Source organism: Asaia bogorensis, assembly GCF_900465345.1.
Lineage (GTDB): Bacteria > Pseudomonadota > Alphaproteobacteria > Acetobacterales > Acetobacteraceae > Asaia > Asaia bogorensis_A.
On record NZ_UEGO01000004.1, the window covers coordinates 93,541 to 116,687 of the forward strand.

A 23,147-nucleotide genomic window follows, 5' to 3' on the forward strand; every position below is an offset into this window, starting at 1 on the left:
TATCTCTCCAGAAATGGCTTTCATCGTGTCTCGCGACCGGCAATACGGACACGGTCCATGGTTTCCATGGCCATGAAAGAGGCAGAGAGCGGCCTGATCGGCGACTCTCTGAGCCCCTGACCGATGCACCAGGCCATATGCTCGACCTGATAATGCAGCCCGTCATAGGATGAGCAGGGCTCTTCGAAGACCAGACGCGTTTTCAGATCATTGGCAGTGACCGTGAAAGGCCCGGGCGTATAGAATTTTCCCGGCAGGGTAATCATGCCACGACGCCCGCCAATCGTGGCTTCACACGGCGTATGCGACAGAAGCGTCGTATGAAGTACGGCCTGTGCCCCGCTCTCGTAGTGCAGCACCATACCGGTCTGGCCATCCACGCCGCTTGCCGCCGGAACGGACTGCGCCACTACATGATCCGGGCGCCCCAGAACGCCTGTTGCGAGACCCACGACATAGGTTCCCAGATCGAGCATCGGACCACCGCCGAGATCGGCACGCATGATACGATGATCGGGAGGAAAGAATTCGCCGTGATCGGCCAGAACGGTCGTGATGTCACCAATAAGGCCATCGGCCAGTGTTTTGCGCAGCACGGAAAACTTGGGCAGAAAATCCGTCCAGTATGCCTCCATCAGAAAAACGTCGTGTTTTCTGGCGCATTCAATGAGATCCGCCGTTTCCTCCGCCGAAACACAGATCGGCTTTTCCACCAGTACGGGCTTGCCCGCTTCCAGCCCATGTCTGGCCATTGCTGCATGAAACGGATGGGGCGTGGCGATATAAAGCGCGTCGATTTCCGGATGAGCGCTCATGGCGCCATCGAATGCATGGGGAATATCGAATTGCCGTGCGAAAGCCGCTGCACGGTCGCCATTACGGGATTCAATACCGACGATTTTCTGTCGGGTAAACCGCTGCACCGAACGCACGAACCGCTCGGCAATCCAGCCAGGTCCGATCACACCCCAGCGTAATGAGGGCACCGATGCAGGATCGAGGCGGTCAGGATCCGGCAGACGGGAAGGAAACGTCATCCGTGTCTTCCTTGTAAAAGAGGGCGCATAAAGGCAGGGGAGCATGAAAATCCGATGCCACCCCTCGCATGAGACGATATGATTTCCCTGCAACCGTTATCCGGCCGACAGGTCTGGCGAAGCCCGGACAAGGCACTCGCCTTGCGGCAGTGTCTCCCACCGTCTCGTCTGGAGCGATGCCTCCATCGCATCCATGATCTGCTGATTGCGCAGGCCGAAACCGAATGACGGAAAACAATCCCGATCGGACATGATGCCCGTGATGAGGTCGTGCACTTCGATGACTTTCACATCGAGATATCCCAGTCCGCCCCCACCGAAATCGAAGCCGAAAAAGGCGGAAAACTGCGGCACCTGGCTTCCGACGAGCAGCGTGCGAAAACCACGATCCGCCTTGTCGTCACCGAAACGGAAGAGCTTGAGCTCGTTGAAGCGCTCCCCATCCATAATGAGTGTGCCTTCAGTGCCTGAAACCTCCCAGTACACACCGAAAATCTTACCTGCCGCGATGCGCGAGGCTTCTATCGTACCACCTGCGCCGTTTGCGAACTGGACCAGTGCCTGAATCTGGTCTTCATTTTCGACATCTGCCCAGATGGCGTCCTTACCGGCAGTGGCACCATAACCGGACCCCCCGTCTGGGACCGGCCTTTGTTTGAAAGCCGTCTGGCATTGGGCAATCGTAGCTGTCACATCGCCCATGAGGTACTGACCGACAGCGATGACATGCGAGCCCAGATCGCCCAATGCGCCAGATCCGGCTTCGGCACGCTTGAGGCGCCATGAAAAAGGCAAAGACGGATCGTTATAAAATCCCTGATCGAACCAGGCGCGAAACCGCGTGGGTTTCCCGATATCGCCACGCGCGATGATCTGCCTGGCATAGAGGGCTGCGGGGGTCTTGACGTTGTTGAACGCCACCATGGTTTTGACGCCTGCCTTTTCGGCAGCGCGCGTCATCTCTGCGGCATCTTCAGCACTCAGGGCGAGTGGCTTTTCGCAATAGATATGCTTACCCGCAGCAATGGCCGCCAGTGCCATTTCCTTGTGAAACAGGTTGGGCGAGGTAATATCCACCACATCGATTGCAGGATCGTTGACGAGCATACGCCAGTCTCCTGTCGAGCGTTCAAAACCGAAACGACGCGCCGCTTTTTCAGCCAGTTCCGGTGTTGCATCGGCCAGCATGGACAAACGGGGGAGCGCTGGAAGATCGCGATACAGCATGGCGGCACGCCGATAGGCATCCGCATGAGCCTGCCCCATGAAGCCCGAACCAATCAGTCCGATATTAAGATATTTCTGCGTCATGTCGGCGTTCCTCAAACGGTCGTCAGAGCGTGGGTGAAACAGGCCTCGATCACGTCGCGCCCGCGTTTTACTGCGGCCAGAGGCGGTGCCATGACAGGGTCCTGCTCGGCTTCGACCACCATCCAGCCCTGATAGCCGCTTTGGCGTACGAAACCGGCCAGAGGGGTGAAATCGATGCAGCCATCGCCCGGCACAGTGAACATCCCCGCACGCACGGCGGCATTGAAGCTCATATCCTGCCCGCGCACGCGCTCCAGTATGGCGGGGCGCACGTCTTTCAGATGGATATGACAGATGCGATCGCCATAACGGTCGATCAGCCGTTGATAATCAAACCCGGCGGCCATGGCGTGACCCGTGTCGAGCAGCAGGCCTACATCGCTGGAGAGGGCATCGAAGATCTGGCAGATCTCCTGAAAATTCTCGGCCACCATCATGAGATGATGGTGATAGGCCAACCTGATTCCATAGCGCGTACGCAGCCATGCATCGAAAGCACTGAGGCGCGTGGCATAGGCTCTCATGGCGTCGCGCGTCAGCACCATACGCCGTGACATGGGCTCATCCAGCGGTGCGGGAGAGGGCGTCATGGCACCGCATTCGCCATAGACCATCACCTTGCAGGCCATCGCACGCAGAAGCTGCACATGGCTTGCGACGTCCTCGATTTCTTCCTCCACCGAACGCTCTGCGAGACGCCCGGAATACCAACCCGACGCCAGAGACAGATCATGGGCGGCGAGCATAGGGGCAAGATCCTCGGCATTTCGCGGATATTTCCGCCCCAGCTCCGTTCCCTCATACCCGGCGGCGGCGATCTCGCTCAGGCACCGGTCCAGCGGGGTGTCGTCACCCAGATCCTCAAGCACGTCATTGGTCCAGGAAAGCGGGCTGCATCCCAGCCTCACGCCTTGCGGCAGCCCCGTTATTTTATCTGTCGGTCCCATGATCCATCCCTTGATGATCTGCCATTCCATGACGGGTAGTCATTCGCCGTGGCCCGTCGCGGAAAGCAGCGATTGATGCGCTCAGGCTAGGGCGCGCAGGCTGAGGCAACACGCAGAGATTTGATGTGTTCGCATCATCAACATGAGATAGATAACATTTTCAACATCACATTCCCGTTGGAGAATCCATGTCCCAGCGCGCCACCATTCAGGATATCGCCCGCTATTCAGGGGTTTCGACTGCGACGGTCGATCGTGTCATCAACGGGCGTGGCGGCGTGCGACTCGATAAGGAACGCGTGGTGCTCAAGGCCGCACGGGAACTGGGAGATGGGCGCAAGCTCGTTGCCCTTCACGCGCGACTGGCGCGCATCGCGGTTGTCACGCAGCCACCCAGCAATCCGTTTCATGCGGCCTTGCAGGATGCCTTTCGTCAGATCATGCCAGCCTATCGCGAACAGAACATTGCCTGTTTCGAGCATCATGCCGCAATCGGGCACCCGGAGCGGGCGGCTACGCTCATCGCCAGCCTGTCACGCGACTATGATGGTCTGATCCTGTGCCTGCCCGATCATCCTGCCATTCGTCAGGCAGTTACCGTTGCAGGCAAGAAACTGCCTGTGGTTACCATCGCCTCGGACATCACCGCACCGGAACGGCTCGCCTATATCGGGTCGGATAATTATCGGGCCGGGCGTATTGCCGCAGACATGATGGGCCGTCTGCTCGGCCCGCGCGAAGGGCGCGTCGCGCTGATTGCTGGCACCATGCATTATATCGGTCATCAGCAACGCTATGCCGGTTTCATGAAGGCACTGGACGAGCGTTATCATGCGCTACAGCCCACGCCTGCCCTCGAATGCCATGAAAATGACGATCGCGCCGCCGATGTCGTGCACGAGCTCCTGCAGGCACACAGGGATATCATAGGCATCTATCATTTCTCGACCGGGGCCGACGCCATTGCGCGCCTTCTGGAAAAACAGAATATGGCCGATAAGACGGTTTTTATCACCCACGAGCTGACACCCCATCGTGCCACATTGCTGCGCTCAGGCACGATCGATATTGTGCTCGATCAGAACCCCATGCTTGAGGCGCGAACGGCACTTTCCACTCTCAGCCACTATCTGGGGCGCTGCACTGCCCCACTCGATGGCCCGATCATTCCGCTATCGGTTCATACACGCGAGACCGTCTGATCGGCACGCGCTGGAGATCCTGCCTGTATGACCAGTGCGGGAGCAGGAGAACAGAGAATATCTCATCATGGCGAGGCGGCAAATCAGGCGGTCATCAAGGCTGCCGATAGCCCTCATCAGTCATGTATCGCCAGGAGATACTCCAGACGCCATGATCATCACTATAAATCACAACAATATTACCTATAATATTTATGAAATAAAAATTTAACTATACATCGCATTACCAACACACGAGATTACCCTCCATTCTGGAAACTCCCAATCCGGAGTAACGCAGCATGATCGTCGTCATCACGCTGCGTCCGTTCAAAACGCACGAGGGAAGAGTCAACGCCAGCCGGGACCATCCTCCCCTCAAGACTACCTGAAGCCAGTATCCCCGCCCCTGTCCGGTTACGTGCGGAGGACCTGCCAGAATGAGAGAACCATGTTTCTTAAAAACGCGCTTGTTTCCCTGCTCACCGCTACAGCCCTTGCCTCGCCCCCGCTTGCCAGTGCCGCAACGGACACGAACAGCCTCGCCACGGCTCATGTGACAATGGTGCCGCAGTACACTCTGGTCTGGCCCCATGGCCTCGGCACCGTCGATATCTTCGCCTCCCGTACCGCCAGCAAAGAGGGTCTGACCCTTGTGCAGCAGCACAATGACAGCGGCGCAGCCCGTGTGATTTCCCCGCTCCCGGGACAGGGGCGTGTCTATTTCTTCATCAAGCCGGTTGATGGCAAGCCGGGGCAGTGGGTTGCGAACCGCGTTCTGCCGCTCGATGGTGTCGCAAATTTCCGCGATATGGGCGGTTATGAAACAGCAGACCATCATCATGTGCGCTGGGGCGAATTCTACCGCTCGGCCGCGCCCGGCGGCTTGACGAGCGCCGATTATGCGCTGGTCGACACGCTGGGCATCAAAAGCGTGACCGATCTGCGCACGCAGGCGGAACAGCAGAAACAGCCGACGCACTGGCAGGTCAGCGGGCAGGAAAAACCACCCGCTTTCTATCCCTCGGAGAAGCCTGTTCTGCCGGGTGACATGACGGACAAATCACGTCTGGCGAAGATGGATCAGACCCAGGCCAAGGCGCTGATGGAGGCATTTTATGCAAAGATGCCGGATTACTACGCGTCTGAGCTGAAGGCGCTGTTTGCTCGCCTTGTAGCGCATCAGACCCCCACCCTGACTCACTGCACCGCGGGCAAGGATCGCACCGGATTTGCCTCTGCACTCATTCTCTATGCTTTGGGTGTGCCCGAACAGACGATCCTGAGCGATTATGCGATGAGTGGTGATCTGCTTCGCGCGCATATGACGCCCAGCTTCAAGGCCGCGATGAATGACCCCAAAAACGGTGGGGCCATGGCAGCATCCCCTGCCATGAGTGCGCTGCTCAATTCCGACCCTGCCTATCTTGAAGCGGCCTTTGCCTCGATCCGCAAGCAATATGGCTCGGTTGATGCCTATCTGGCCAAGGTCCTCGATGTCGGTCCGGCACAGATCAAGGCGCTGCGCGACGCCTATCTCGACTAATCGACAGGTGGTGGCCCCAGGTCCGGGACCGAGGGGCCGCCATGAGGAGGCAGGCCCCAGACTTTCCAGTTTCGCCCGGCAGCAGAGGCGCTGCTGGCAAGGGCTTATCTGGACGTGCCGTCCACGAGCGTGGCGCGATAAACTGCTCCGCGAAAACGATGTTCACGGGCTTTACGGTAAGCATCGCTTTCATACCAGGCCATTGCTGCCGCACGATCTGGAAACTCCAGGATGACGATGCCTTCGGGCCCCTCCCCCTCCAGGCATTCCTGTGCACCATAAAAAACGATCGGGGTAAGGGGATGCTTGTCGATTGTCGCCGGAGCAAGAGAAAAATACGTCTCCATCTCGCTCGGGTCGAGAACGCGCTCTTTGGTGAAAACGATATAGACACTCATGAAGCTTTTCCCTTCGGATAGATGATGACTGGTGCGGCCAGACGGACTCAATGTCCGATGTAACGGCCAGGTCTGTGAAAGGCGATCAGCACCCCGCTTGTCGCTACCGCGCTGAGGGCCGACAAGGCAGCCTTGTCGATCGGCAGATAGAATGCTGAAATCGAAAGAACGGCAGCGTCGAGCGTAATCTGAACACGCCCGGCATTGATGCCGCGCACTTTCTGCAACCACAGGCATATGATGCCCGTACCCCCGACCCCTGCCTGATGACGGGCCAGACACAGTATTCCAAGTCCGATCATCGTGCCTGAAAACAGGGCAGAGAACAGCGGGTTTATGTAGGAGAGGTTTATCACCAGTGGCATTTCCCCGGCAGCGAAGGTCACGCCAAAACTTGCCAGCATGGTTCTGAAGGCAAACCCCGTGCTCATGGCGCGTATGGCAAAAAGCAGGAATGGGAAATTGATCAGGGTGAACAGATTACCCGGCGAAACAGGCACCAGATAGGTCAGCAAAAGCGCAATGCCGGCCATGCCTCCCGTCACCAGCCCGGCCTTGTGCAGGCACAATATGCCCATGCCGATCAGGGAACATCCGATGAAAAAGGCATAGATATCTTCTGCGAGCGAGTGCCGCAGGGCCGGTACGTGCGGCGTGGTCATTTCCGGATCTTGTCCTTGATGCTGGGTCGGGCGGTCCGCTGTTGCAAGCAGGAAACCGCCGGGTAGATATCATTTTTTCAGTGTGTGAGCGGGCTAGTCGCCGTAGAGCGTTCCCACGGCATCATGCATCGCCATCGCGACGGGTGCCGCATCGTAACGCCTCATGCGGACCTCGATGAAATGACCGCGTGAGGTATCCGCGTTGCAGGCGGCGAAAGCGGCCTCGAGCTCATCGCGTGTCGAGACGGTGCTGACGGCCCAGTCGTCACATCCGAGCGCGGCTGGCAGGAGATGATAACGCCACTGGGCGAGATCATTGTAATAGGTCTCACCGTCCTTGCACAAAAGCCGCTCGATCAGGTAGCCATCGTTATTGATGACAACCACGACAGGGTGTTTCCTGAAGCGACCGAACTGGCTCAGTTCCTGAGCCGTCAGCTGATGCGAACCCTCGCCCGTCACAAGGATCACCCGGCGTGATGGTGCAGCCATCGCCATACCGAAAGAGGCGGGGGTCGCCCAGCCGATAGACCCCCACAGGGTCTGATTATGATAGCCTGTATCCTCTGGCAGACGGATTTCCGCCATACCCATTGAGGCGTTGCCTGTTTCGGCGGCGATGATATCACCCGGCCTGATGAGCGACTGAAGATCATGATAAAGCGTCGCGGAGGAAATGAAGGGCTCATTTCCCGCAACAGGACGCGCCTGTACAGGCAGTTCGCCCTCGAAACGCCGGATCATGTCTGCCTGGGCACAAAGCCCATCGAGGACATCGTGCATCATCACGCCATTGATGATCTCATGACCAAAAACAACATGGTCCGGCATGATGTTGATCAGGTGCTCTTCAGCGAGTTTCGCCGTAAACGCGCCGGTGTTGAAATCTGTCTGCTGCATACCGATCCCGAGCACCAGATCGCACCCTTCCACGAAATCGGCGATATTTTCATGGAGCAGATGGCCGTAATAGAGGCCGAGATAGTGCGGAGCGGTTTCTCTCACGACGCTCTTATCGGCAAACATGGTGGCGTGGGGGAGCGCCGTACGATCGAGAAAATCCTGCATGCGAGCCTGATTGCCAAAACGCGTAGCGAGGATCCCAGGCAGAACGCAGGATCGTGCGCTTTTCTCGAAACACGCAAGAATACGGGCGATGACCGTGCATAGGGCATCCGGGTTGCTCTGCTTAGGCTGAAGGGCGAGTGGCGCAGCCTGCGCCACCGGCTTGCCGGCGATATCGGACGGAACACCGAAGTAAATCGGGCGTCGTTCATCAAGCATCGTGTGAATGGCACGCTCGACTTCCTGGACGCAGTTTTCCGGAGTGAGAATGACCCGTGCACAGGTGAAATCGGCGGCAGCATTGTAGAAGGCCAGAAAATTACCATTGGCGAGTGAGTGATGGACCAGCCTGTCAGAGCCCAGCACCGATGAGGCGGGCATACCAACGATATGGATAATTGGCAGATGCTCGGCAAAAGCCCCGGCAACACCGTTCAGCGCGCTGAGTTCGCCCACGCCGAAAGTCGTGCTCAGGGCCGCAACGCCATTCACACGCGCATATCCGTCAGCACTGTAGGCGGCGTTGAGTTCGTTGCAATTTCCTACCCAGATCATGTCATCGCGGGCACAGACCGCATCTTCGATCGGGAAGGCGTAATCACCTGCGACACCGAAGACGTGGCGAATGCCCAGATCGGCAACGCGGTTCAGCAGATGCTCTATGACAGTCACGCTCATGGCTAGCCTCTCGTCAGATAAGGACAAGCCGGTCATACATGCTTCGCAATATATAAGATAATATGATATTTTTATGCTATATATAGGATTATGGCTATGTCGTCTGCGCAGATCACCTTTCGTGAGCTTACCCATTTCCTCGCCGTGATCAGCGAGGGAGGCTTTGTTCGTGCCAGTCAGGCGCTCAATATCAGCCAGCCATCGATCAGCCAGAGTGTGCAAAATCTTGAGGCCAAGATCGGGGCAAGCCTGATCGTGCGCGGCAGGAAATCCATCCAGTTGACCGAAAAGGGGCAGATATTCCGCCGCTACGCCGAAAGAACGGTCAATGACGAAATAAGCCTGAGAGAGCGGCTTTCAGAGACACGAGAAACCGTGGAAGGCCCGCTGCGCGTGGCTGTTCCTCCTGCCATCGCTTCGATCTGCTTTCCGGCCATTATCGACGTTTTCTGCCGCAGATATCCGGATGTGATGCTGGAAATCGACGAATGTCCATCCGATCGACTGATACCGCGCCTGCGTAGCGGCAAAACGGAGATTGCGGCCCTCATCCTTCCCGCAGCAGAGCGGGATTTGCGTCTTTATCCGTTGGGGCGAGATCATCTCTCCCTTGTCGTCCCAAGCCAGCACCCGCTGGCCGAAGCGCATCATTGCCGTCTGGACGACATTCTGGACGAACGCATCGTCCTGCTGCGTGAGGATTTCAAGATCAACGATTTCATCATGAGTGCCTTTGCCAGCCATTCGGCGCAGCCCCATGTGACCGGGCGCACAAGCGATATCCATCTTCTGATGGCAATGGTGCGGGCTGGGGTCGGGCTGGGGATCGTGCCTTCGCTTCTCTGCCGGGATAGCCGCATGACTGGCCTGACCGCCCTGAAGCTTCTGTCACCCAGTATCAGCTTCGATCTGGTGATGGCAACCCGCAAGGATCACACGCTTTCAAAGGCAGGCGAGGCCTGGAGGCGCGTCTGCCAAGCGCATTTCATTGAACCTGATACCGCCACTGAGAGCTGAAACGCACCCTATGCGCAATATCGCGACCCGGCTGCGCGTGTGAGTGGCTCGAAGCTCTCATAAGCCCGAGGCGAGCTTGCGTCATGGTGGCAGAACATACCGTTACTGTCATGCATCAACTTTGCGCGGTCTTGTCAGACAAAACAGATAAAGTTGGGGGATGGCGGACAAGGTTATCGCAACATAACTCCCCCACACCATAAAAACGACGCCCCAGCCGATAAGCGCCGTCACGGTTACAAGCCCGATCCATTGCAGCGGTGAGAGCGTTCTCCTGAAACTCTCGCGTATCGCCTGATACAAACCGAACAACGCAATCAGAAACAGGACATCACCGAGGCTGAGAAATGGTTCGGGATTGGGGTAGGATGCCATGGCCCAGAATGACTCATGCCCATTCCACATCGGTACCTGGCCGTCCATGCTCATCCTTCCTGTGCCGCGCACATTTGCGACCCTTGTTTCGATAAAGATACAATCGGGCGGCAATCCGGATGATGCAATTAAAAAAGGGGCGCCCTGCGGCACCCCTTTCCTGCGAAAGTCCTTAGCCGGTGCGGTAGACGCGACCGATCAGCCCTTCTGGGACAGGACAGCGTCCTTGATACGTTGCCCGATCTTCTCATCGACGTTGGACCAATACTCGAACACACGCGACAGCACCGGCTCCTCGACGCCACCGGCAATATGACCAGCGGCATTCTGGACCAGACGTTCGCGAGCAGCGTCATCCATGACCTTGTTTACCAGAGCATTGGCCTGACCGAAATCATCGTCATCCGGGCGAAGCGTGTAGGCCGCACGCACGAACTCACCATCCGCGGCCCACACGGCATTTTCCGGGAAGCGCTCACCATTGGCCACCGGGCCACCCTTGGAGTTCGGCGCATAGACCGGATCGGACACATTATGCGAACGCATCGTGCCGCCCTTGGAGTAGGAATGGACCGGACATTTGGGGGCGTTGACCGGGATCTGCTTGTAGTTCACGCCAAGGCGGGCGCGATGGGCGTCAGCATAGGCGAAGGAACGCGCCAGAAGCATCTTGTCCGGTGAAAGACCCGTGCCAGGCACATAATTGTTCGGCTCGAAAGCGACCTGTTCGATCTGGGCAAAGAAATCCGTGGGATTACGGTCGAGCGTGAGCTTGCCCACCTCGATCAGCGGATACTCACCCTGCGGCCAGACCTTTGTCAGGTCAAAGGGGTTGATATGATAGGTCTTGGCATCCTCATAGGGCATGATCTGCATCTTGAGCGTCCAGCTCGGGTTTTCACCGCGCTTGATCGCATTGAACAGATCACGACGGTGATAATCCGCATCGCTGCCTGCCAGCTTGTCGGCCTGATCCTGCGTCAGGCACTTGATGCCCTGATCGGTCTTGAAGTGATACTTGACCCAGAAGCGCTCGCCCGCCTCGTTGACCCACAGATAGGTATGGCTTGAGAAGCCATCCATGTGACGCCAGCTTGCCGGGATACCGCGGTCACCCATGAGCCACGTGACCTGATGGGCTGATTCCGGGCTCAGTGTCCAGAAATCCCACTGCATGTCATTATCGCGCAGACCGTTATCGGCACGGCGCTTTTGCGAGTGGATGAAATGCTGGAACTTCATCGGATCGCGCACGAAAAAGACGGGGGTGTTATTCCCCACCATGTCGAAATTGCCTTCTTCGGTGTAGAATTTCACCGAGAAGCCACGCGGATCACGCCATGTGTCAGGACTGCCGGACTCACCAGCGACCGTGGAGAAACGTACTACGGTCTCGGTCTTCTGGCCCTTTTGCAAGAATTTCGCCTTGGTATAGGCGCTGACATCATGTGTGACCTCGAAATGACCGAACGCACCGCCGCCCTTCGCATGGGGCTGACGATCGGGGATCATCTCGCGGTTGAAGGTCGCCATCTGCTCGATCAGATAATGATCATGCATCAGGATCGGGCCGTCGGCCCCGACAGTCAGAGAATAATCGGTGCTGGCGACAGGCGCGCCAGAATCGGTGGTCGTGTTCTTCAGACGTTCATCAGACATCGGAGCTCTCCGGTGGTGGAATACGTGTAGCTATAAGCGCGTATCCGCTTGCTGGTTCCGAAGATCTCTTATCGAGAATATTTATGAAGAAAGCCCGTAGAACGGTCTCGGGATCATATCGACCCTAGATGCGAATGACTATCATTTAATCTATATTATTGTCCCAGCCCACCATTCTTGCTGGTGACTCAACAACGCTCCGACGATTCGGCAGTTGCACCTGACGACGCACAGAACTTTCCGGTACGTGCTGACATGCTCGCCCTGTTCTGAGGAAACAGGGTCGAGCCTGATCAGACAGGACGCAGCCCTTTACAGGCCGACCTGAAAACTGGACGCGAAGCGTCGCAAGGCGCGCTCGCTATTACCATCCTCAGCCCAGGATTCGAGCCCGATCACACCCGTATAGCCCAGTCGCTTCAACGCACCGGCAATGGCCGGATAGTTGATCTCGCCCGTCCCCGGCTCACAACGCCCGGGCACATCGGCCACCTGTATCTCCCCGATATAGGGAAGCGCCTGCTCGATCAGGGCGATCAGATTCCCCTCGCCAATCTGCGCATGATACAGATCGAGCATCAGGCGCAGAGAGGGTTGATCGACGCTTTGCACCAATGCCAGACATTCCTGCGCACGGCCAAAGGGTACGCCGGGATGATCGACTGCGGCATTGAGATTTTCGAGTACGAACATCACGTCGTTTCTCGCCGCCAGTTCGGCAAGGCGCGCCAGCGTGTCACGCGCCTTCATCCACATGCCTCCATCGGCGCCGTTCGGGCTGGGCCGCACAGGTAGCCCGCTGGAGTCGAGGCCAGTGCCATGCAGATTGAGCCTTGGTGCCCCTAACTCATGCGCAGCGCGGATTGACTGCGCCGCAGTGTGCAGCATTTCCCGTGCACCACTTTCGTCAGCCAATGTGCCGCGTATGTAGCCGGTCATGGACGAGAATTTCGCCCCCGTAGCGGCAAGCCGCCTGAGATCGTGGCGCGTCCAGTCCCATATCTCGATCATGAATCCTTCACGCGCGATATGTCTGACACGCTCGATAAAGGGCAGATCAAGAAACTGCATTTCGGCGCAGACAGCCAGCGTGAAAGGCTGGGCGTCCGTCTGATCAGGCAAACCGGTCTCGGGGGGCATCATGGCTCTTCTCCCTGGAGGCGGATGCTCACAATTCTCCGGTCAGGAACTGGGCGCGACCATGGCCGAAGGACCAATGGGCATCGTTGTTCTCGACCACCGAAACCATGACATCCGAAGGGGCCATACCACAGCTTGTCTGGAGTCTCTCAGTCAGACATTTATAGAACGCGGCATTTTTGGCATCACCTCTTGGCCTTGTGAACATTTGCAAAAGAAGAACCTTGTCTGTTCTTGGTATATCAAGCCCGGTATCCTCAACAATCAGGTGTGTTTTCTTGTGCTCCGAAACGATCTGATAGCGATCGCCACGTGGTACCTCGAACGTTTCGAGCATGGCCTCATGAACCGCGTCGAGCATCGCCTTGATATCGTCGTCGCTTCGTCCTTCGACCACATGGAAATGAAGTAGCGGCATCGTTTTTTCCCGAATGGTGGATGCCGATACAAGGCATGTCCGGCATCGTGATGATGTGTTGACGCAGGGACTATGACAGGTGCACTGCCCCATCACCCCTGCGGGGCGTCCATTGTCTTCCCCCGCGCAGCGTTCCCTGACGGCACCCCGGCGATAAGCACCAAGGGTACAGTCTGAGGACGCGTCAGAGCGTGATCCAGCTCTTGTCCCTGTCGGACATCACCGCTGAATCGATCAGGCGCTGAACTTCCCAGGCCTCTCGGAAATCGGGGCTGGCCGTCCTGTTTTGATCAATGGCGCGGATAAACTCGGCCATCTCGATCGTCTTGAGATCGTTGAAGCCCAGATGATGACCGCCCGCCACGCAGAACGCGCCATAGGGCGCATGCTGCGGTCCGGACTCGATCAACCTGAAGCCGTTGCTGCGCGGATCTTCACCAGCCTTGAAATACTGGAGTTCATTCATCCGCTCCTGATCGAAAGCCAGCGTGCCCTTGCTGCCGGAAACCTGAAACGCAAGCTGCATGTTGCGACCGGTCGCCAGCCAGTTGGCCTGTAATGTACCAGAGCATCCCCGCTCGAACGAGACCAGCATACGCGCGATATCATCCACTCCCACCTGGCGGTGCTCGCTGGCACCGGGGCTGACAGGACGGGTTCTGATGGGTGTGTCGAGCTTGGCAAAGACCGTATTGACCGGCCCCAGAAGATAACGGGCAATCGCGATGATATGGCTGCCCACATCGGCAATCGCCCCCTGCCCGCCTGCCGGATCGCAACGCCATGACCAGGGCGTGGCGGGGTCAGCCATGAAGCCCTCAGCGTGGATTCCGTTGAAATCGGTAATCTCGCCCAGTTCGCCCGAGGCGATCATCTCACGAGCATATTTCAGGAGTGGGTTCTTGATATAGTTGAACCCGCTGGCGCTGCGCACACCGGCTTTTTCAGCCGCCAGCGTCATTTCCAGAGCGTCGGCCGCGCTGATAGCCAGCGGCTTTTCGCAATGGACATGCTTGCCCGCGGCAATGGCGGCAAGGGCCATCTCCTTGTGAAACAGCGTTGGTGTCGTGATCGAGATCACATCGATTTCGGGATCAGCCACCAGCGCCTGCCAGTCAGTCAGCGCCTTGGCGAAACCGAACTGGTTTTTGAACTGCTCGGCCCTGCTGCCATCGATATCAGCCACGGCATGCAGAACCGGGCGCGTGATATCATCAAAAACATTGCCCGCGGCCTGATAGGCCAGAGCGTGGGCCTTGCCCATGAAACCAGTGCCGATCAGGCCGACACGAATGGTCTTTCTCATCAGATTTCCCCTCGCTCAGACATGACGGGTGGAGTTGACCGCGACACTGGCCGCCGTATTCGACTGGGCACGATGATTGATCATCGTGTCCTCGATCTTCTCAAGGGAAACGCCCTTGGTCTCAGGCACGAATTTCATGACGAACCACAGGGCAAACAATCCAAGGATTGCGAAAAGCCACATGGAGAAGGCGCCATGAAAGTGCTCGGTCAGATATTTGTTTTCGCTCAGCATCGGGAAAAACTGGCTGACCACGAAATTCATGCCCCATTGCGACGTGACGGCAAGGCTGATGCCGACCGCACGGAAACGGTTGGGGAAGATTTCGGAAATCAGGATCCAGCATACCGGACCCCATGACAGGCCGAACATCAGCATGAATACCAGCATCCCTGTCAGCGCCATGAGGCCGGTGGACTGTGTGTAAAGCCCCCATGACACGACGAGCAGACCCAGCACCATACCGATCGATCCCCAGAGCATCAGCGGCTTGCGACCCTGACGATCCACGATCCAGGCCCCGATGATGCAGCCGGCCAGTAGCGCAAAACCGATCCAGATTGTCTGGAACAGCGCGGCCTGAAGGCTTCCGCTGGTCGATTTCAGCACCATCGGGGCGTAATACATCATGACATTGATGCCGGTGACCTGCTGCAGCGCAGCGATGCTGGCCCCGACGAAAATGATCCAGCGTGCACGCGCATCACCCAGAACCTTCGTAAAGCCCAGGGATGACTGCGCGACGGCACCGAGAGACTGCTTGATTTCAGCATGAAGGTTGCGGGCGTGATGCTCATTCGAAATACGGGTGAGCGTTTTCAGCGCCTCGTCGTGACGACCCTTGAGGACGTGCCAGCGCGGTGATTCCGGAATGAAGAAGATTGTTGCGCAGAACAGGATGCAAGGCACGATTTCAGAGCCGAACATCCAGCGCCAGCCCATATCCAGCAGCCATTCCGGCGTAGCGGAACGCGCGATCAGGTAATTGACGATAAACACAACCACCTGACCGAACACGATGGCGAACTGCTCCATGCTCAGGGCACGGCCACGCATATCCTTGGGCGAAACCTCAGACATGTACATAGGTGAGACAGCCGATGCGACACCCACAGCAATGCCACCGAGCATGCGATAGACCACGAACCAGGTGAAGTCCGTCGCAAGCGCTGTCCCGACCGATTGCAGGCTGAAAAGCAGGGCGCAGATGAACAGCGTCATGCGCCGCCCCAGTTTGTCGGCCATCGTGCCGGAAATCATGGCGCCGACCATGCAGCCGATCACCACGTTGGATACGGCCCAGCCAGTCTGCGCAGGGGAGAGGTGGAAATATTCCTGCAAGGGCGAAATCGCCCCCGAAATGACCGATGTATCGTAACCGAACAGAATTCCGCCCAGAGCGGCAATAGCGCAGATACGCAGGACATAGCCTACGTCATGTCGCTCGGACGCGACCATGACGACGTCTTTTACTCTTCTCATCGAAGATTCTCCTGTCCCGACGGTTTTTCCGCCGGGTGAGACAGTCAGAGACCGTGTTTCAGATGGCCATGGTGATCCTGAGCGCCCTGCGCTGCATCGCACCCCGTTGCGAGAACATGCGACAGACCCGTCCGGCCTCGTGAGATATCAGTTTTCCAGATCGATCGGCTTTTAACCGCCATACAGGCCCGGCCTGGGTGACATGGTAATTGGCTCGATCCTGCCGCTTTCCTGCGCCTTGACGCAGGCATCGGCGGCGACCGACGCGCAATACCCATCCCAGGACGTGGCACCGTTGAGCTTGCCGGCTTTCACACCATTGATGAAATCCTGCACCTCGACATCATAGGCAGCGATGAAACGCTCCTTCCAGTCAGTCATGATTTCAGTGGAGAGCGAGGCCGCCTTGCGCAGTTCCACGGCTGGCGGTGCCGGCAGGCTGGCCTCGCCAAGTTCGCCGACGACGGCGCATTTGATGTCATAGCCGTACTGGCAGTTCACGAATATCTCGACATCGATACGGATGCCTTTTTTCGTCTCCAGCAGAACGATCTGCGGATCGCGCATATGCTCCATGGCCTTTGACGTGCGGCGCGGGAAGATCACCTGTGCGCTCACATAGTCGTCGGCGAGCATCCAGCGAAAGACATCAAGCTCATGCACGAGCGTATCGGTGATGCCCATATCGGTCTTGTAATTCGCACCGACACGCTGATTGCGATGGGCTGCGTGAATCATCAGCACTTCACCGATCTCGCCCTTGTCGATCAGAGCCTTGAGGGCGCGATACCCGGAATCATAGGGGCGCATGAAGCCCACCTGCACAAGGCGTTTGCCATGCGCAGCCTCGGCTTCGACGATTTTCAGGCAATCAGCCGCCGTGGTCGCGAGCGGTTTTTCGCAAAACACATATTTACCGTACCGGATGGCCTCGAGCACATATTGCGCGTGCGTCCCACCCCAGGAGGTTACGATCACGGCCTCGACTTCGGGCAGGGCAATGAGCGATTCACCATCCTCTGGCACCTTGGCCTGAGGGGCATATTTGTCAGCCACTTCGCGGGCACGCACGAGGTTCACATCGGTAACGGCCACGATTTCCGCGCCCGAGAGTGACTGCATGCAGCGACGGATATGGTCTTCACCAATCGCGCCTGTGCCGATAACGCCAATTTTGAGAGTCCCGGTTTTGTAAGACATGGGTCTGCGCTCCGGTATGTCGGATCAATAGGGAAGATGGGCCTGGTCGGGATCCATGGAGAATTTCCACACCCGCCGCGGGCCTGCCATGACATTGAGGTAATAGAGATCGAAACCATGAGGGGCGCCGACCGGATGGTACCCTTTGGGCACCAGGACAACGTCGCGGTCAGCAATGGCCATCGCCTCGTCCAGCGAACCATCCTTGGTATAGACACGCTGGAGGGCGAAACCGCTGCCGCGCTTCAGGCGGTGATAATAGGTCTCTTCCAGATAGGTCTCGTTCGGGAAGTCATCCGTGTCATGCTTGTGTGGCGGATAGCTGGACCAGTGCCCGCCCGGTGTGATGACCTCAACCACCAGCAGCGTTTCAGCAGGGGCAGTATCGGGCAGGATATTGCGCACAAAACGCTGATTGGTGCCTGTGCCGCGTGTCAGTTCACCCACCTCCTTGGGCGGGATCAACCTTGCCGGATATTTTCCCTTGGCGGGCGACGCGCAAACAGCCAGCTCAACAGGGGTCTCGGCCTCAACGCGCCAGTCTGCCCCGGAGGGCAGATAGACCGACCAGGGTGCTCCGCTGAACGGGTCCATGCGCTCGCCGATCACACCGAAATCTTGACCCGCGCCGATGATGCGGGCCTTCCCGCTGATCAGGACAAGACAGGTTTCGTTCGGGCCGGTACGGTCCGCCACCTGTTCACCCGCCTCAAGCACGCGCACATTGAAGCTGATATAGCCCCAGCCCGCCGATTGCGGTGTGACCGAAACCGTGCATTTCGAATCATCGCGCTTGTGGGAATGGATCAGAAGCTTCGAACTCATGATGCCGCTCCTGTCATATGGCCTGTCGCAATCAGCGTATCGACCAGATAATTGCGGCCCATGCGGGCATAGACGAGCGGATTGGCAATCTCTGGGTCCTGCTCGGCTTCGAGCACGATCCAGCCGGAATAGTCGGGTAGCTCGCGCATGACGCGGGCATAATCGATGCAGCCATCACCCGGCACGGTAAAGACGCCGGAGAGGACAGAGCGCAGGAAGCTCCAGTCATACACATCGGCCTGGGCCCGCTTGAACGGTCGGATATCCTTGCCATGCACATGGCGGATACGATCACGATAGGATCGTGCCAGTTCAGCCGGATCAGACCCGCCCCATAGCGCATGGCCGGTATCGAGCAGCAGCTTCACCGAGGGGCCCGTCAGATCCATGAAGCGTGCGATATCCTCGCGCGACTGCACCACGGTGCCCATATGATGATGATAGACAAGGTCGATGCCATGATCGGCAAGGAAGTCGGCCACCACGGTCATGCGGCGTGCGAATTCGGTCCATTCGCCGCCCTTCAGATAAGGGCGTGCCGAGAGCGGTGTGTCGATCTGGCCATGAATGGCATTCGAGGTTTCGGCCGCAATACAGACCTTGCAGCCCATACCCTTGAGCAATTCCAGACGGGGCTTGAGCGCGGCAATTTCCTCATCCGCACTGCGGGTCAACAGCTCGGTGGACCACCAGCCCGAGATGAACTCGAGACCGAACGGGTCAAGCGCGGCCTTCATGCCTGAAACGGTCTGGGGAAATTTATGCCCCAGTTCCATACCCTGTATGCCCGCCTTGCGAGCCTGGGCCAGGCACATCTCCAGCGTGGTGGATGCCCCCACCGATTGCATGTCATCGTTGGACCAGATGATGGGATTTGCGCCGATCTTGATGGTCATGTCTGCCTCCAGAATGAGGATTGATGCGTCAGAAGGGATCAGTTGCCGATACGCTGGGTGCCACGCTGGCGCTCATAGCTCTCGCGGGCCTTGCCGACCTGGCTCCGTGGCGAGACCTCTGGCACGGCCACATCCCACCAGGCACCGCCATCGGTAGTCGTGGGTGCGGGATCGGTATCGATCACGATCACCGTGGTGCGGTCGGCAGCGCGGGCACGCTCGACGGCGGCTGTCAGGGACGGCAGATCGGGCACTTTCTCGGCATGGGCACCGAGCCCGTGGGCGAGTTGCACAAAGTCGATCTTGAACGGCTGAACCTGCCTGCAATCTTCCCAGAGATTATTGAAAGGCGCCCCACCACATTCCTGCTGAAGGCGGTTGATACAGCCATAACCGTGATTATCGAGAAGCACGATGATCAGCTTCTGGTCGAGCACCACCGAGGTCGCGATCTCGGCATTGAGCATCAGCCAGGATCCGTCTCCCAGCATCACGATCACCTCGCGCTCCGAGCAGGCCATCTTGACGCCCAATGCCCCGGCAAGCTCGTAACCCATGCAGGAAAAACCATATTCCATATGGTATCCGCCAGGTTGTTCAGCCCGCCAGTGCTTCTGCAGCTCGGCAGGTAGACCGCCCGCGGCGCAAACCACCGTATCGGTGGGTCGCCCTGCCCGCTGCACGGCGCCAATCACCTGGGCATCGGTTGGCAGGGAGGTCTGGCTCGCATCGGGCAGAGCCTGATAACGCGCCGAGATGTCCATCCAGTTCCGATAGGCACGCTCAGCCTTGCCGGTCCATTCCGGTATGGCTTTCCAGTCTTTCAGCCCAGCTTCGAGGGCAGAGAGCGACTTTCCGGCATCTCCAACCACGGCCAGTGCCTGATGCTTGGTCGCATCGAAAGGCTGGATATTAAGCGAGACGATCCGCATATCCGGGTTGGCGAACAACCCCCAGGAACCCGTCGTGAAATCAGCGAGACGCGTCCCAACGGCAATGACGAGATCGGCCTCGGCGGCCATTTCATTGGCGGCTGAACTGCCGCTCACCCCAATACCCCCCATGTTGAGGGTGTTCGACGTGGGCAGAGAGGACCGACCGGCCTGCGTCTCCCCAACCGGGATACCCTTAGCCGCGCAGAAAGCCGCAAGCTGCTTCTCGATCCCGGCATAAAGGACGCCGCCCCCTGCAATCACCAGCGGCTTGCGCGACTGGCTGATCAGGGCAATGGCCTCTTCCAGCTCGACTTCGTCGGCAACCGGGCGGCGTATGCGATGGATGCGCTCTGCAAAGAAGCTTTCGGGATAATCAAAGGCTTCTGCCTGCACGTCCTGACAGAGCGAGAGCGTCACCGGGCCACACTCGGCCGGATCGGTCAGCACGGTCATGGCGCGGTTGAAGGCCGGAATGATCTGCTCGGGACGCGTGATACGGTCGAAATAGCGCGAGACAGCCCTGAAGCAGTCGCTGGCACTGACAGTGCCATCGCCAAAATCCTCAACCTGCTGCAACACCGGATCCGGAATACGATTGGCAAAAACGTCGCCCGGCAACAGCAGGACAGGCAAACGGTTCACATGGGCAACGGCAGCGCCAGTAACCATGTTGAGCGCACCCGGCCCGATCGAACTCGTACAGGCCATGACCTGACGGCGGCGGGCGGCCTTGGCAAAAGCCGTGGCCGCATGGACCATGCCCTGCTCGTTATGACCACGCAATGTCGGCAGGATGTCACGCTGCGCATGAAGCGCCTCGCCCAGACCGGCGACATTGCCATGACCGAAAATGGCCCAGACACCGGCAAAAAAGGGCTCGACGCGCCCGTCAATCTCGGTTTTCTGCGCCATCATGGCCCGAACAAGGGCCTGGCTCATGGTCAGACGGATGGTTTTCATAGGCGTATACTCTTCCCTGACGTCACGCACTGGCCCCCGAGAGCACCGCCTGATCGCGGGACTCCCAAGCGGTCACGAAGGCCTGAAACCGGCGCGCCATTTCAGCCACGGCCTGGTCGTCTGTTGTCTTGCCGGCAAGCCAGTCGCGGGCAGGCTGGGCGAAAATGGTGCGACCGATTGCAAAGCCCTTGACCCAGGGCGTCGCGGCAGAAGCCTCGAAGGCCTCCATCAGTTCCTCAGCTGGCGCATCGAGGCCAAGAATGACCACGCCACGGCAATGCGGATCGCGCGCCTCGATCACAGCACCGATTTTCTCCCATGCCTTCCTGTCGCGCTGCCCCTCAAGCTTCCACCAGTCGGGGCGCAGCCCGATATCGTAGAGACGCGAGAGGATGGACGAGACGGTATCGGAATTGAGGGCACCGTTCTTGCCCGCGATGATCTCGATCAGGATTTCCTTGCCCAGCTTGCGGCAGGCATCCTGAGCCCGGATCAATTCGCGCTCCTGACGCTGCTTCAGCTCCTCAGGATCATCGGGGTGGTAGAAACACAGGCACTTGATCACCTGCTCACTCGGCCATTCTACCAGATGCGCCCCAAGCGACCCGCCGCACTCGAAATCGAGCGGACGCGAGCCGGTTTTCTCGATGGGGCGTGCGATCCATAGCCCGGCATGAGAGGCCTCGAACAACGCGTCCTGCCCGTAGCGACCATCCATAAACACACCAAAACCGGCACGCCCCTGAGCGACAGATTTTGCGGCCTCGACAGCGAGTTTCTTGAATTTGGGAATACGGTCGAATGAGGCTCCCACCGCCGCGGCAATTTCCTCAAGCTGCAACCGGTGGTCGCATGCAAGCGCCATGATGGGCGTTGTCTGCTGACGGCGCGTCGTGACCCAGTGCAGGTGATTGATGGCAGCGTCCCTACGCAGGGCGCGCTCATTGCTGCCCTTTTCGAGGAAGTAGCTCAGCTCTTCCCATGTCGGAATTTCCGACGAGCACAGAAGGCGCGAGACAGCGAAGGCCCCGCAGGCATTGGCGAAGCGACAGCACTCGGCAATCTTCTCGCCCCTGACCCAGCCGCGCAGGAAGCCCGACATGAAGGCATCGCCCGCCCCAAGTGTATTATAGACCTCAACCGGAAAGCCGGGGCCCGAAATACCGTCTTCAAGCGTATCGGGAATGGCGCCATCGAACACAACACATCCCATCGGGCCACGCTTGCAGACGATCGTGCCACTGGACACAGCCCGGATAGCCCGAATGGCCTCAAGCGTATCCTCGCTGCCCCCGGCAATATGCAGCTCTTCCTCGGTACCGACGATCAGATCGCATTCCGGCAGGATTTCCATGAGATGCCGCGTGACATTCTCGGATTTCACATAGCGCGACTCACCATCGCCAATGCCGGCCAGACCCCACAGATTGGGGCGGTAATCCACATCGAACACCACCTTGCCGCCATGCGCATGCACAAGATCCATTGCCTTGCGCTGCGCCTTGGCCGAAGCCGGGCGTGAAAAATGCGTACCGGTCACGACAACTGCCCTGGTGCGGGCGATCAGTGCGGGATCGATATCGTTTTCGTCCAGCGCTGCATCGGCACAATCGGTGCGATAAAACAGAAGCGGGAAGTTTTCACGATCACGCACCCCCAGAATGGCGAGCGCCGTAAACCGATCGGGATCGACGCGCACGCCGTCGGTGCACACACCCTCACGCTGCAATTGCTCGGTGATGAAGCGCCCGAAATGCTCATGACCCACGCGGGTGATGATGGCCGATTTCAGGCCGAGCCGCGATGTGCCGATGGCGATATTGGCCGGGCAACCACCGACTGCCTTGCTGAAACTGGCCATATCTTCCAGCCGGCCACCAATCTGCTGCCCGTATAGATCGACTGAGGAACGTCCTATGGCGATGATATCGAGATCCTGTCCGCGCATCCCCGACTCCTGCAAGCATGTTACGTTGCGCATGATAAGAACATACATTCTGTTCTTGGTCACGCCATAGAACGTACATTCCCTAATTTTCTTTAACTTCGCACGCTGATGTGATTAACTGCGTGGCAAGGGCGTCATGAGCGACCGGGACACTTCGCCCG

20 protein-coding genes are annotated in these 23,147 nt (G+C 58.3%); 3 read left to right on the forward strand and 17 right to left on the reverse strand.

What is annotated here, in order from left to right:
- Positions 1 to 20 precede the first annotated feature (20 nt).
- The 3 genes from ED655_RS02475 to iolE (ED655_RS02485) form a co-directional block, all read right to left on the reverse strand.
- Positions 21 to 1,037 (reverse strand): Gfo/Idh/MocA family protein, encoded by a 1,017-nt coding sequence (locus tag ED655_RS02475; protein ID WP_122048836.1) that lies wholly within the window; start codon positions 1,035 to 1,037, stop codon positions 21 to 23.
- Between the two features lie 96 nt (positions 1,038 to 1,133).
- The gene (locus ED655_RS02480; RefSeq protein WP_122048837.1) at positions 1,134 to 2,348 is read right to left on the reverse strand and encodes a Gfo/Idh/MocA family protein; all 1,215 of its coding nucleotides are present in this window, start codon (positions 2,346 to 2,348) and stop codon (positions 1,134 to 1,136) included.
- A gap of 11 nt (positions 2,349 to 2,359) precedes the next feature.
- Complete coding sequence (gene iolE, locus ED655_RS02485) at positions 2,360 to 3,325, reverse strand: myo-inosose-2 dehydratase (protein WP_205835968.1); 966 nt, start codon at positions 3,323 to 3,325, stop codon at positions 2,360 to 2,362.
- A gap of 158 nt (positions 3,326 to 3,483) precedes the next feature.
- Here iolE (ED655_RS02485) and ED655_RS02490 point away from each other — a divergent pair, with 158 nt between their 5' ends.
- Together ED655_RS02490 and ED655_RS02495 are read left to right on the forward strand one after the other, a co-directional pair.
- Complete coding sequence (locus tag ED655_RS02490) at positions 3,484 to 4,497, forward strand: LacI family DNA-binding transcriptional regulator (RefSeq protein ID WP_122048838.1); 1,014 nt, start codon at positions 3,484 to 3,486, stop codon at positions 4,495 to 4,497.
- Positions 4,498 to 4,927: 430 nt separating this feature from the next.
- Complete coding sequence (locus ED655_RS02495; protein WP_122048839.1) at positions 4,928 to 6,022, forward strand: tyrosine-protein phosphatase; 1,095 nt, start codon at positions 4,928 to 4,930, stop codon at positions 6,020 to 6,022.
- A gap of 104 nt (positions 6,023 to 6,126) precedes the next feature.
- On the opposite strand, the gene ED655_RS02500 is transcribed toward ED655_RS02495, so the two are convergent.
- The 3 genes from ED655_RS02500 to ED655_RS02510 form a co-directional block, all read right to left on the reverse strand.
- Positions 6,127 to 6,420, reverse strand: coding sequence for a DUF1330 domain-containing protein (locus ED655_RS02500; protein WP_122048840.1), 294 nt, complete (start codon positions 6,418 to 6,420; stop codon positions 6,127 to 6,129).
- Between the two features lie 47 nt (positions 6,421 to 6,467).
- Positions 6,468 to 7,082 carry a YitT family protein gene (locus tag ED655_RS02505; RefSeq protein ID WP_122048841.1) on the reverse strand — a complete coding sequence of 205 codons (615 nt, stop codon included), beginning with the start codon at positions 7,080 to 7,082 and terminating at the stop codon, positions 6,468 to 6,470.
- A 93-nt stretch (positions 7,083 to 7,175) separates the two neighbouring features.
- Positions 7,176 to 8,825, reverse strand: coding sequence for an alpha-keto acid decarboxylase family protein (locus ED655_RS02510; RefSeq protein WP_122048842.1), 1,650 nt, complete (start codon positions 8,823 to 8,825; stop codon positions 7,176 to 7,178).
- A gap of 96 nt (positions 8,826 to 8,921) precedes the next feature.
- Between ED655_RS02510 and ED655_RS02515 the strand changes: the two genes are divergently transcribed.
- Positions 8,922 to 9,842 (forward strand): LysR family transcriptional regulator, encoded by a 921-nt coding sequence (locus ED655_RS02515; protein ID WP_162993353.1) that lies wholly within the window; start codon positions 8,922 to 8,924, stop codon positions 9,840 to 9,842.
- Positions 9,843 to 9,950: 108 nt separating this feature from the next.
- On the opposite strand, the gene ED655_RS02520 is transcribed toward ED655_RS02515, so the two are convergent.
- The 11 genes from ED655_RS02520 to ED655_RS02575 all read right to left on the reverse strand — a co-directional run bounded on the left by ED655_RS02520 (position 9,951) and on the right by ED655_RS02575 (position 22,986).
- Positions 9,951 to 10,265: a hypothetical protein gene (locus tag ED655_RS02520; RefSeq protein ID WP_122048844.1), complete on the reverse strand. Its 315-nt coding sequence runs from the start codon at positions 10,263 to 10,265 to the stop codon at positions 9,951 to 9,953.
- A gap of 150 nt (positions 10,266 to 10,415) precedes the next feature.
- Positions 10,416 to 11,876, reverse strand: a complete 1,461-nt coding sequence (locus tag ED655_RS02525) for a catalase (RefSeq protein ID WP_122048845.1) — start codon at positions 11,874 to 11,876, stop codon at positions 10,416 to 10,418.
- A 312-nt stretch (positions 11,877 to 12,188) separates the two neighbouring features.
- Positions 12,189 to 13,019, reverse strand: coding sequence for a TIM barrel protein (locus tag ED655_RS02530; protein ID WP_205835969.1), 831 nt, complete (start codon positions 13,017 to 13,019; stop codon positions 12,189 to 12,191).
- A gap of 25 nt (positions 13,020 to 13,044) precedes the next feature.
- Positions 13,045 to 13,434 carry a tautomerase family protein gene (locus ED655_RS02535; RefSeq protein WP_122048846.1) on the reverse strand — a complete coding sequence of 130 codons (390 nt, stop codon included), beginning with the start codon at positions 13,432 to 13,434 and terminating at the stop codon, positions 13,045 to 13,047.
- Positions 13,435 to 13,618: 184 nt separating this feature from the next.
- On the reverse strand, positions 13,619 to 14,740 hold the full coding sequence (locus tag ED655_RS02540) for a Gfo/Idh/MocA family protein (RefSeq protein ID WP_122048847.1): 1,122 nt from the start codon (positions 14,738 to 14,740) through the stop codon (positions 13,619 to 13,621).
- Between the two features lie 15 nt (positions 14,741 to 14,755).
- Positions 14,756 to 16,222 carry a sugar porter family MFS transporter gene (locus tag ED655_RS02545; RefSeq protein WP_240993452.1) on the reverse strand — a complete coding sequence of 489 codons (1,467 nt, stop codon included), beginning with the start codon at positions 16,220 to 16,222 and terminating at the stop codon, positions 14,756 to 14,758.
- 171 nt (positions 16,223 to 16,393) lie between these two features.
- A complete protein-coding gene (locus ED655_RS02555; RefSeq protein ID WP_122048850.1) occupies positions 16,394 to 17,422 on the reverse strand; it encodes a Gfo/Idh/MocA family protein in 1,029 nt (342 codons plus the stop codon).
- A 24-nt stretch (positions 17,423 to 17,446) separates the two neighbouring features.
- Positions 17,447 to 18,247, reverse strand: a complete 801-nt coding sequence (gene iolB / locus ED655_RS02560) for a 5-deoxy-glucuronate isomerase (RefSeq protein ID WP_122048851.1) — start codon at positions 18,245 to 18,247, stop codon at positions 17,447 to 17,449.
- A complete protein-coding gene (gene iolE, locus ED655_RS02565) occupies positions 18,244 to 19,143 on the reverse strand; it encodes a myo-inosose-2 dehydratase (protein WP_122038745.1) in 900 nt (299 codons plus the stop codon). Before iolE (ED655_RS02565) ends, iolB begins: the two co-directional genes overlap by 4 nt.
- Positions 19,144 to 19,181: 38 nt before the next feature.
- Entirely contained in the window at positions 19,182 to 21,038 is a 1,857-nt protein-coding gene (iolD, locus tag ED655_RS02570; RefSeq protein ID WP_122048852.1) for a 3D-(3,5/4)-trihydroxycyclohexane-1,2-dione acylhydrolase (decyclizing), read from the reverse strand.
- Between the two features lie 22 nt (positions 21,039 to 21,060).
- On the reverse strand, positions 21,061 to 22,986 hold the full coding sequence (locus ED655_RS02575; protein WP_122048853.1) for a bifunctional 5-dehydro-2-deoxygluconokinase/5-dehydro-2-deoxyphosphogluconate aldolase: 1,926 nt from the start codon (positions 22,984 to 22,986) through the stop codon (positions 21,061 to 21,063).
- Between the last annotated feature and the right edge of the window lie 161 nt (positions 22,987 to 23,147).

Excerpts from the sequence above, each read along its gene's own strand:
- ED655_RS02510 (WP_122048842.1), bottom strand. The coding sequence starts at position 8,825 with ATGAGCGTGACTGTCATAGAGCATCTGCTGAACCGCGTTGCCGATCTG.
- ED655_RS02525 (WP_122048845.1), bottom strand. The coding sequence starts at position 11,876 with ATGTCTGATGAACGTCTGAAGAACACGACCACCGATTCTGGCGCGCCT.
- ED655_RS02495 (WP_122048839.1), top strand. The coding sequence starts at position 4,928 with ATGTTTCTTAAAAACGCGCTTGTTTCCCTGCTCACCGCTACAGCCCTT.
- ED655_RS02500 (WP_122048840.1), bottom strand. The coding sequence starts at position 6,420 with ATGAGTGTCTATATCGTTTTCACCAAAGAGCGCGTTCTCGACCCGAGC.
- ED655_RS02545 (WP_240993452.1), bottom strand. The coding sequence starts at position 16,222 with ATGAGAAGAGTAAAAGACGTCGTCATGGTCGCGTCCGAGCGACATGAC.
- ED655_RS02540 (WP_122048847.1), bottom strand. The coding sequence starts at position 14,740 with ATGAGAAAGACCATTCGTGTCGGCCTGATCGGCACTGGTTTCATGGGC.
- ED655_RS02480 (WP_122048837.1), bottom strand. The coding sequence starts at position 2,348 with ATGACGCAGAAATATCTTAATATCGGACTGATTGGTTCGGGCTTCATG.
- iolE (WP_122038745.1), bottom strand. The coding sequence starts at position 19,143 with ATGACCATCAAGATCGGCGCAAATCCCATCATCTGGTCCAACGATGAC.
- ED655_RS02535 (WP_122048846.1), bottom strand. The coding sequence starts at position 13,434 with ATGCCGCTACTTCATTTCCATGTGGTCGAAGGACGAAGCGACGACGAT.
- ED655_RS02520 (WP_122048844.1), bottom strand. The coding sequence starts at position 10,265 with ATGGACGGCCAGGTACCGATGTGGAATGGGCATGAGTCATTCTGGGCC.
- ED655_RS02575 (WP_122048853.1), bottom strand. The coding sequence starts at position 22,986 with ATGCGCGGACAGGATCTCGATATCATCGCCATAGGACGTTCCTCAGTC.
- ED655_RS02530 (WP_205835969.1), bottom strand. The coding sequence starts at position 13,019 with ATGATGCCCCCCGAGACCGGTTTGCCTGATCAGACGGACGCCCAGCCT.
- iolB (WP_122048851.1), bottom strand. The coding sequence starts at position 18,247 with ATGAGTTCGAAGCTTCTGATCCATTCCCACAAGCGCGATGATTCGAAA.
- ED655_RS02515 (WP_162993353.1), top strand. The coding sequence starts at position 8,922 with ATGTCGTCTGCGCAGATCACCTTTCGTGAGCTTACCCATTTCCTCGCC.
- ED655_RS02555 (WP_122048850.1), bottom strand. The coding sequence starts at position 17,422 with ATGTCTTACAAAACCGGGACTCTCAAAATTGGCGTTATCGGCACAGGC.
- ED655_RS02490 (WP_122048838.1), top strand. The coding sequence starts at position 3,484 with ATGTCCCAGCGCGCCACCATTCAGGATATCGCCCGCTATTCAGGGGTT.
- ED655_RS02505 (WP_122048841.1), bottom strand. The coding sequence starts at position 7,082 with ATGACCACGCCGCACGTACCGGCCCTGCGGCACTCGCTCGCAGAAGAT.
- ED655_RS02475 (WP_122048836.1), bottom strand. The coding sequence starts at position 1,037 with ATGACGTTTCCTTCCCGTCTGCCGGATCCTGACCGCCTCGATCCTGCA.
- iolD (WP_122048852.1), bottom strand. The coding sequence starts at position 21,038 with ATGAAAACCATCCGTCTGACCATGAGCCAGGCCCTTGTTCGGGCCATG.
- iolE (WP_205835968.1), bottom strand. The coding sequence starts at position 3,325 with ATGGAATGGCAGATCATCAAGGGATGGATCATGGGACCGACAGATAAA.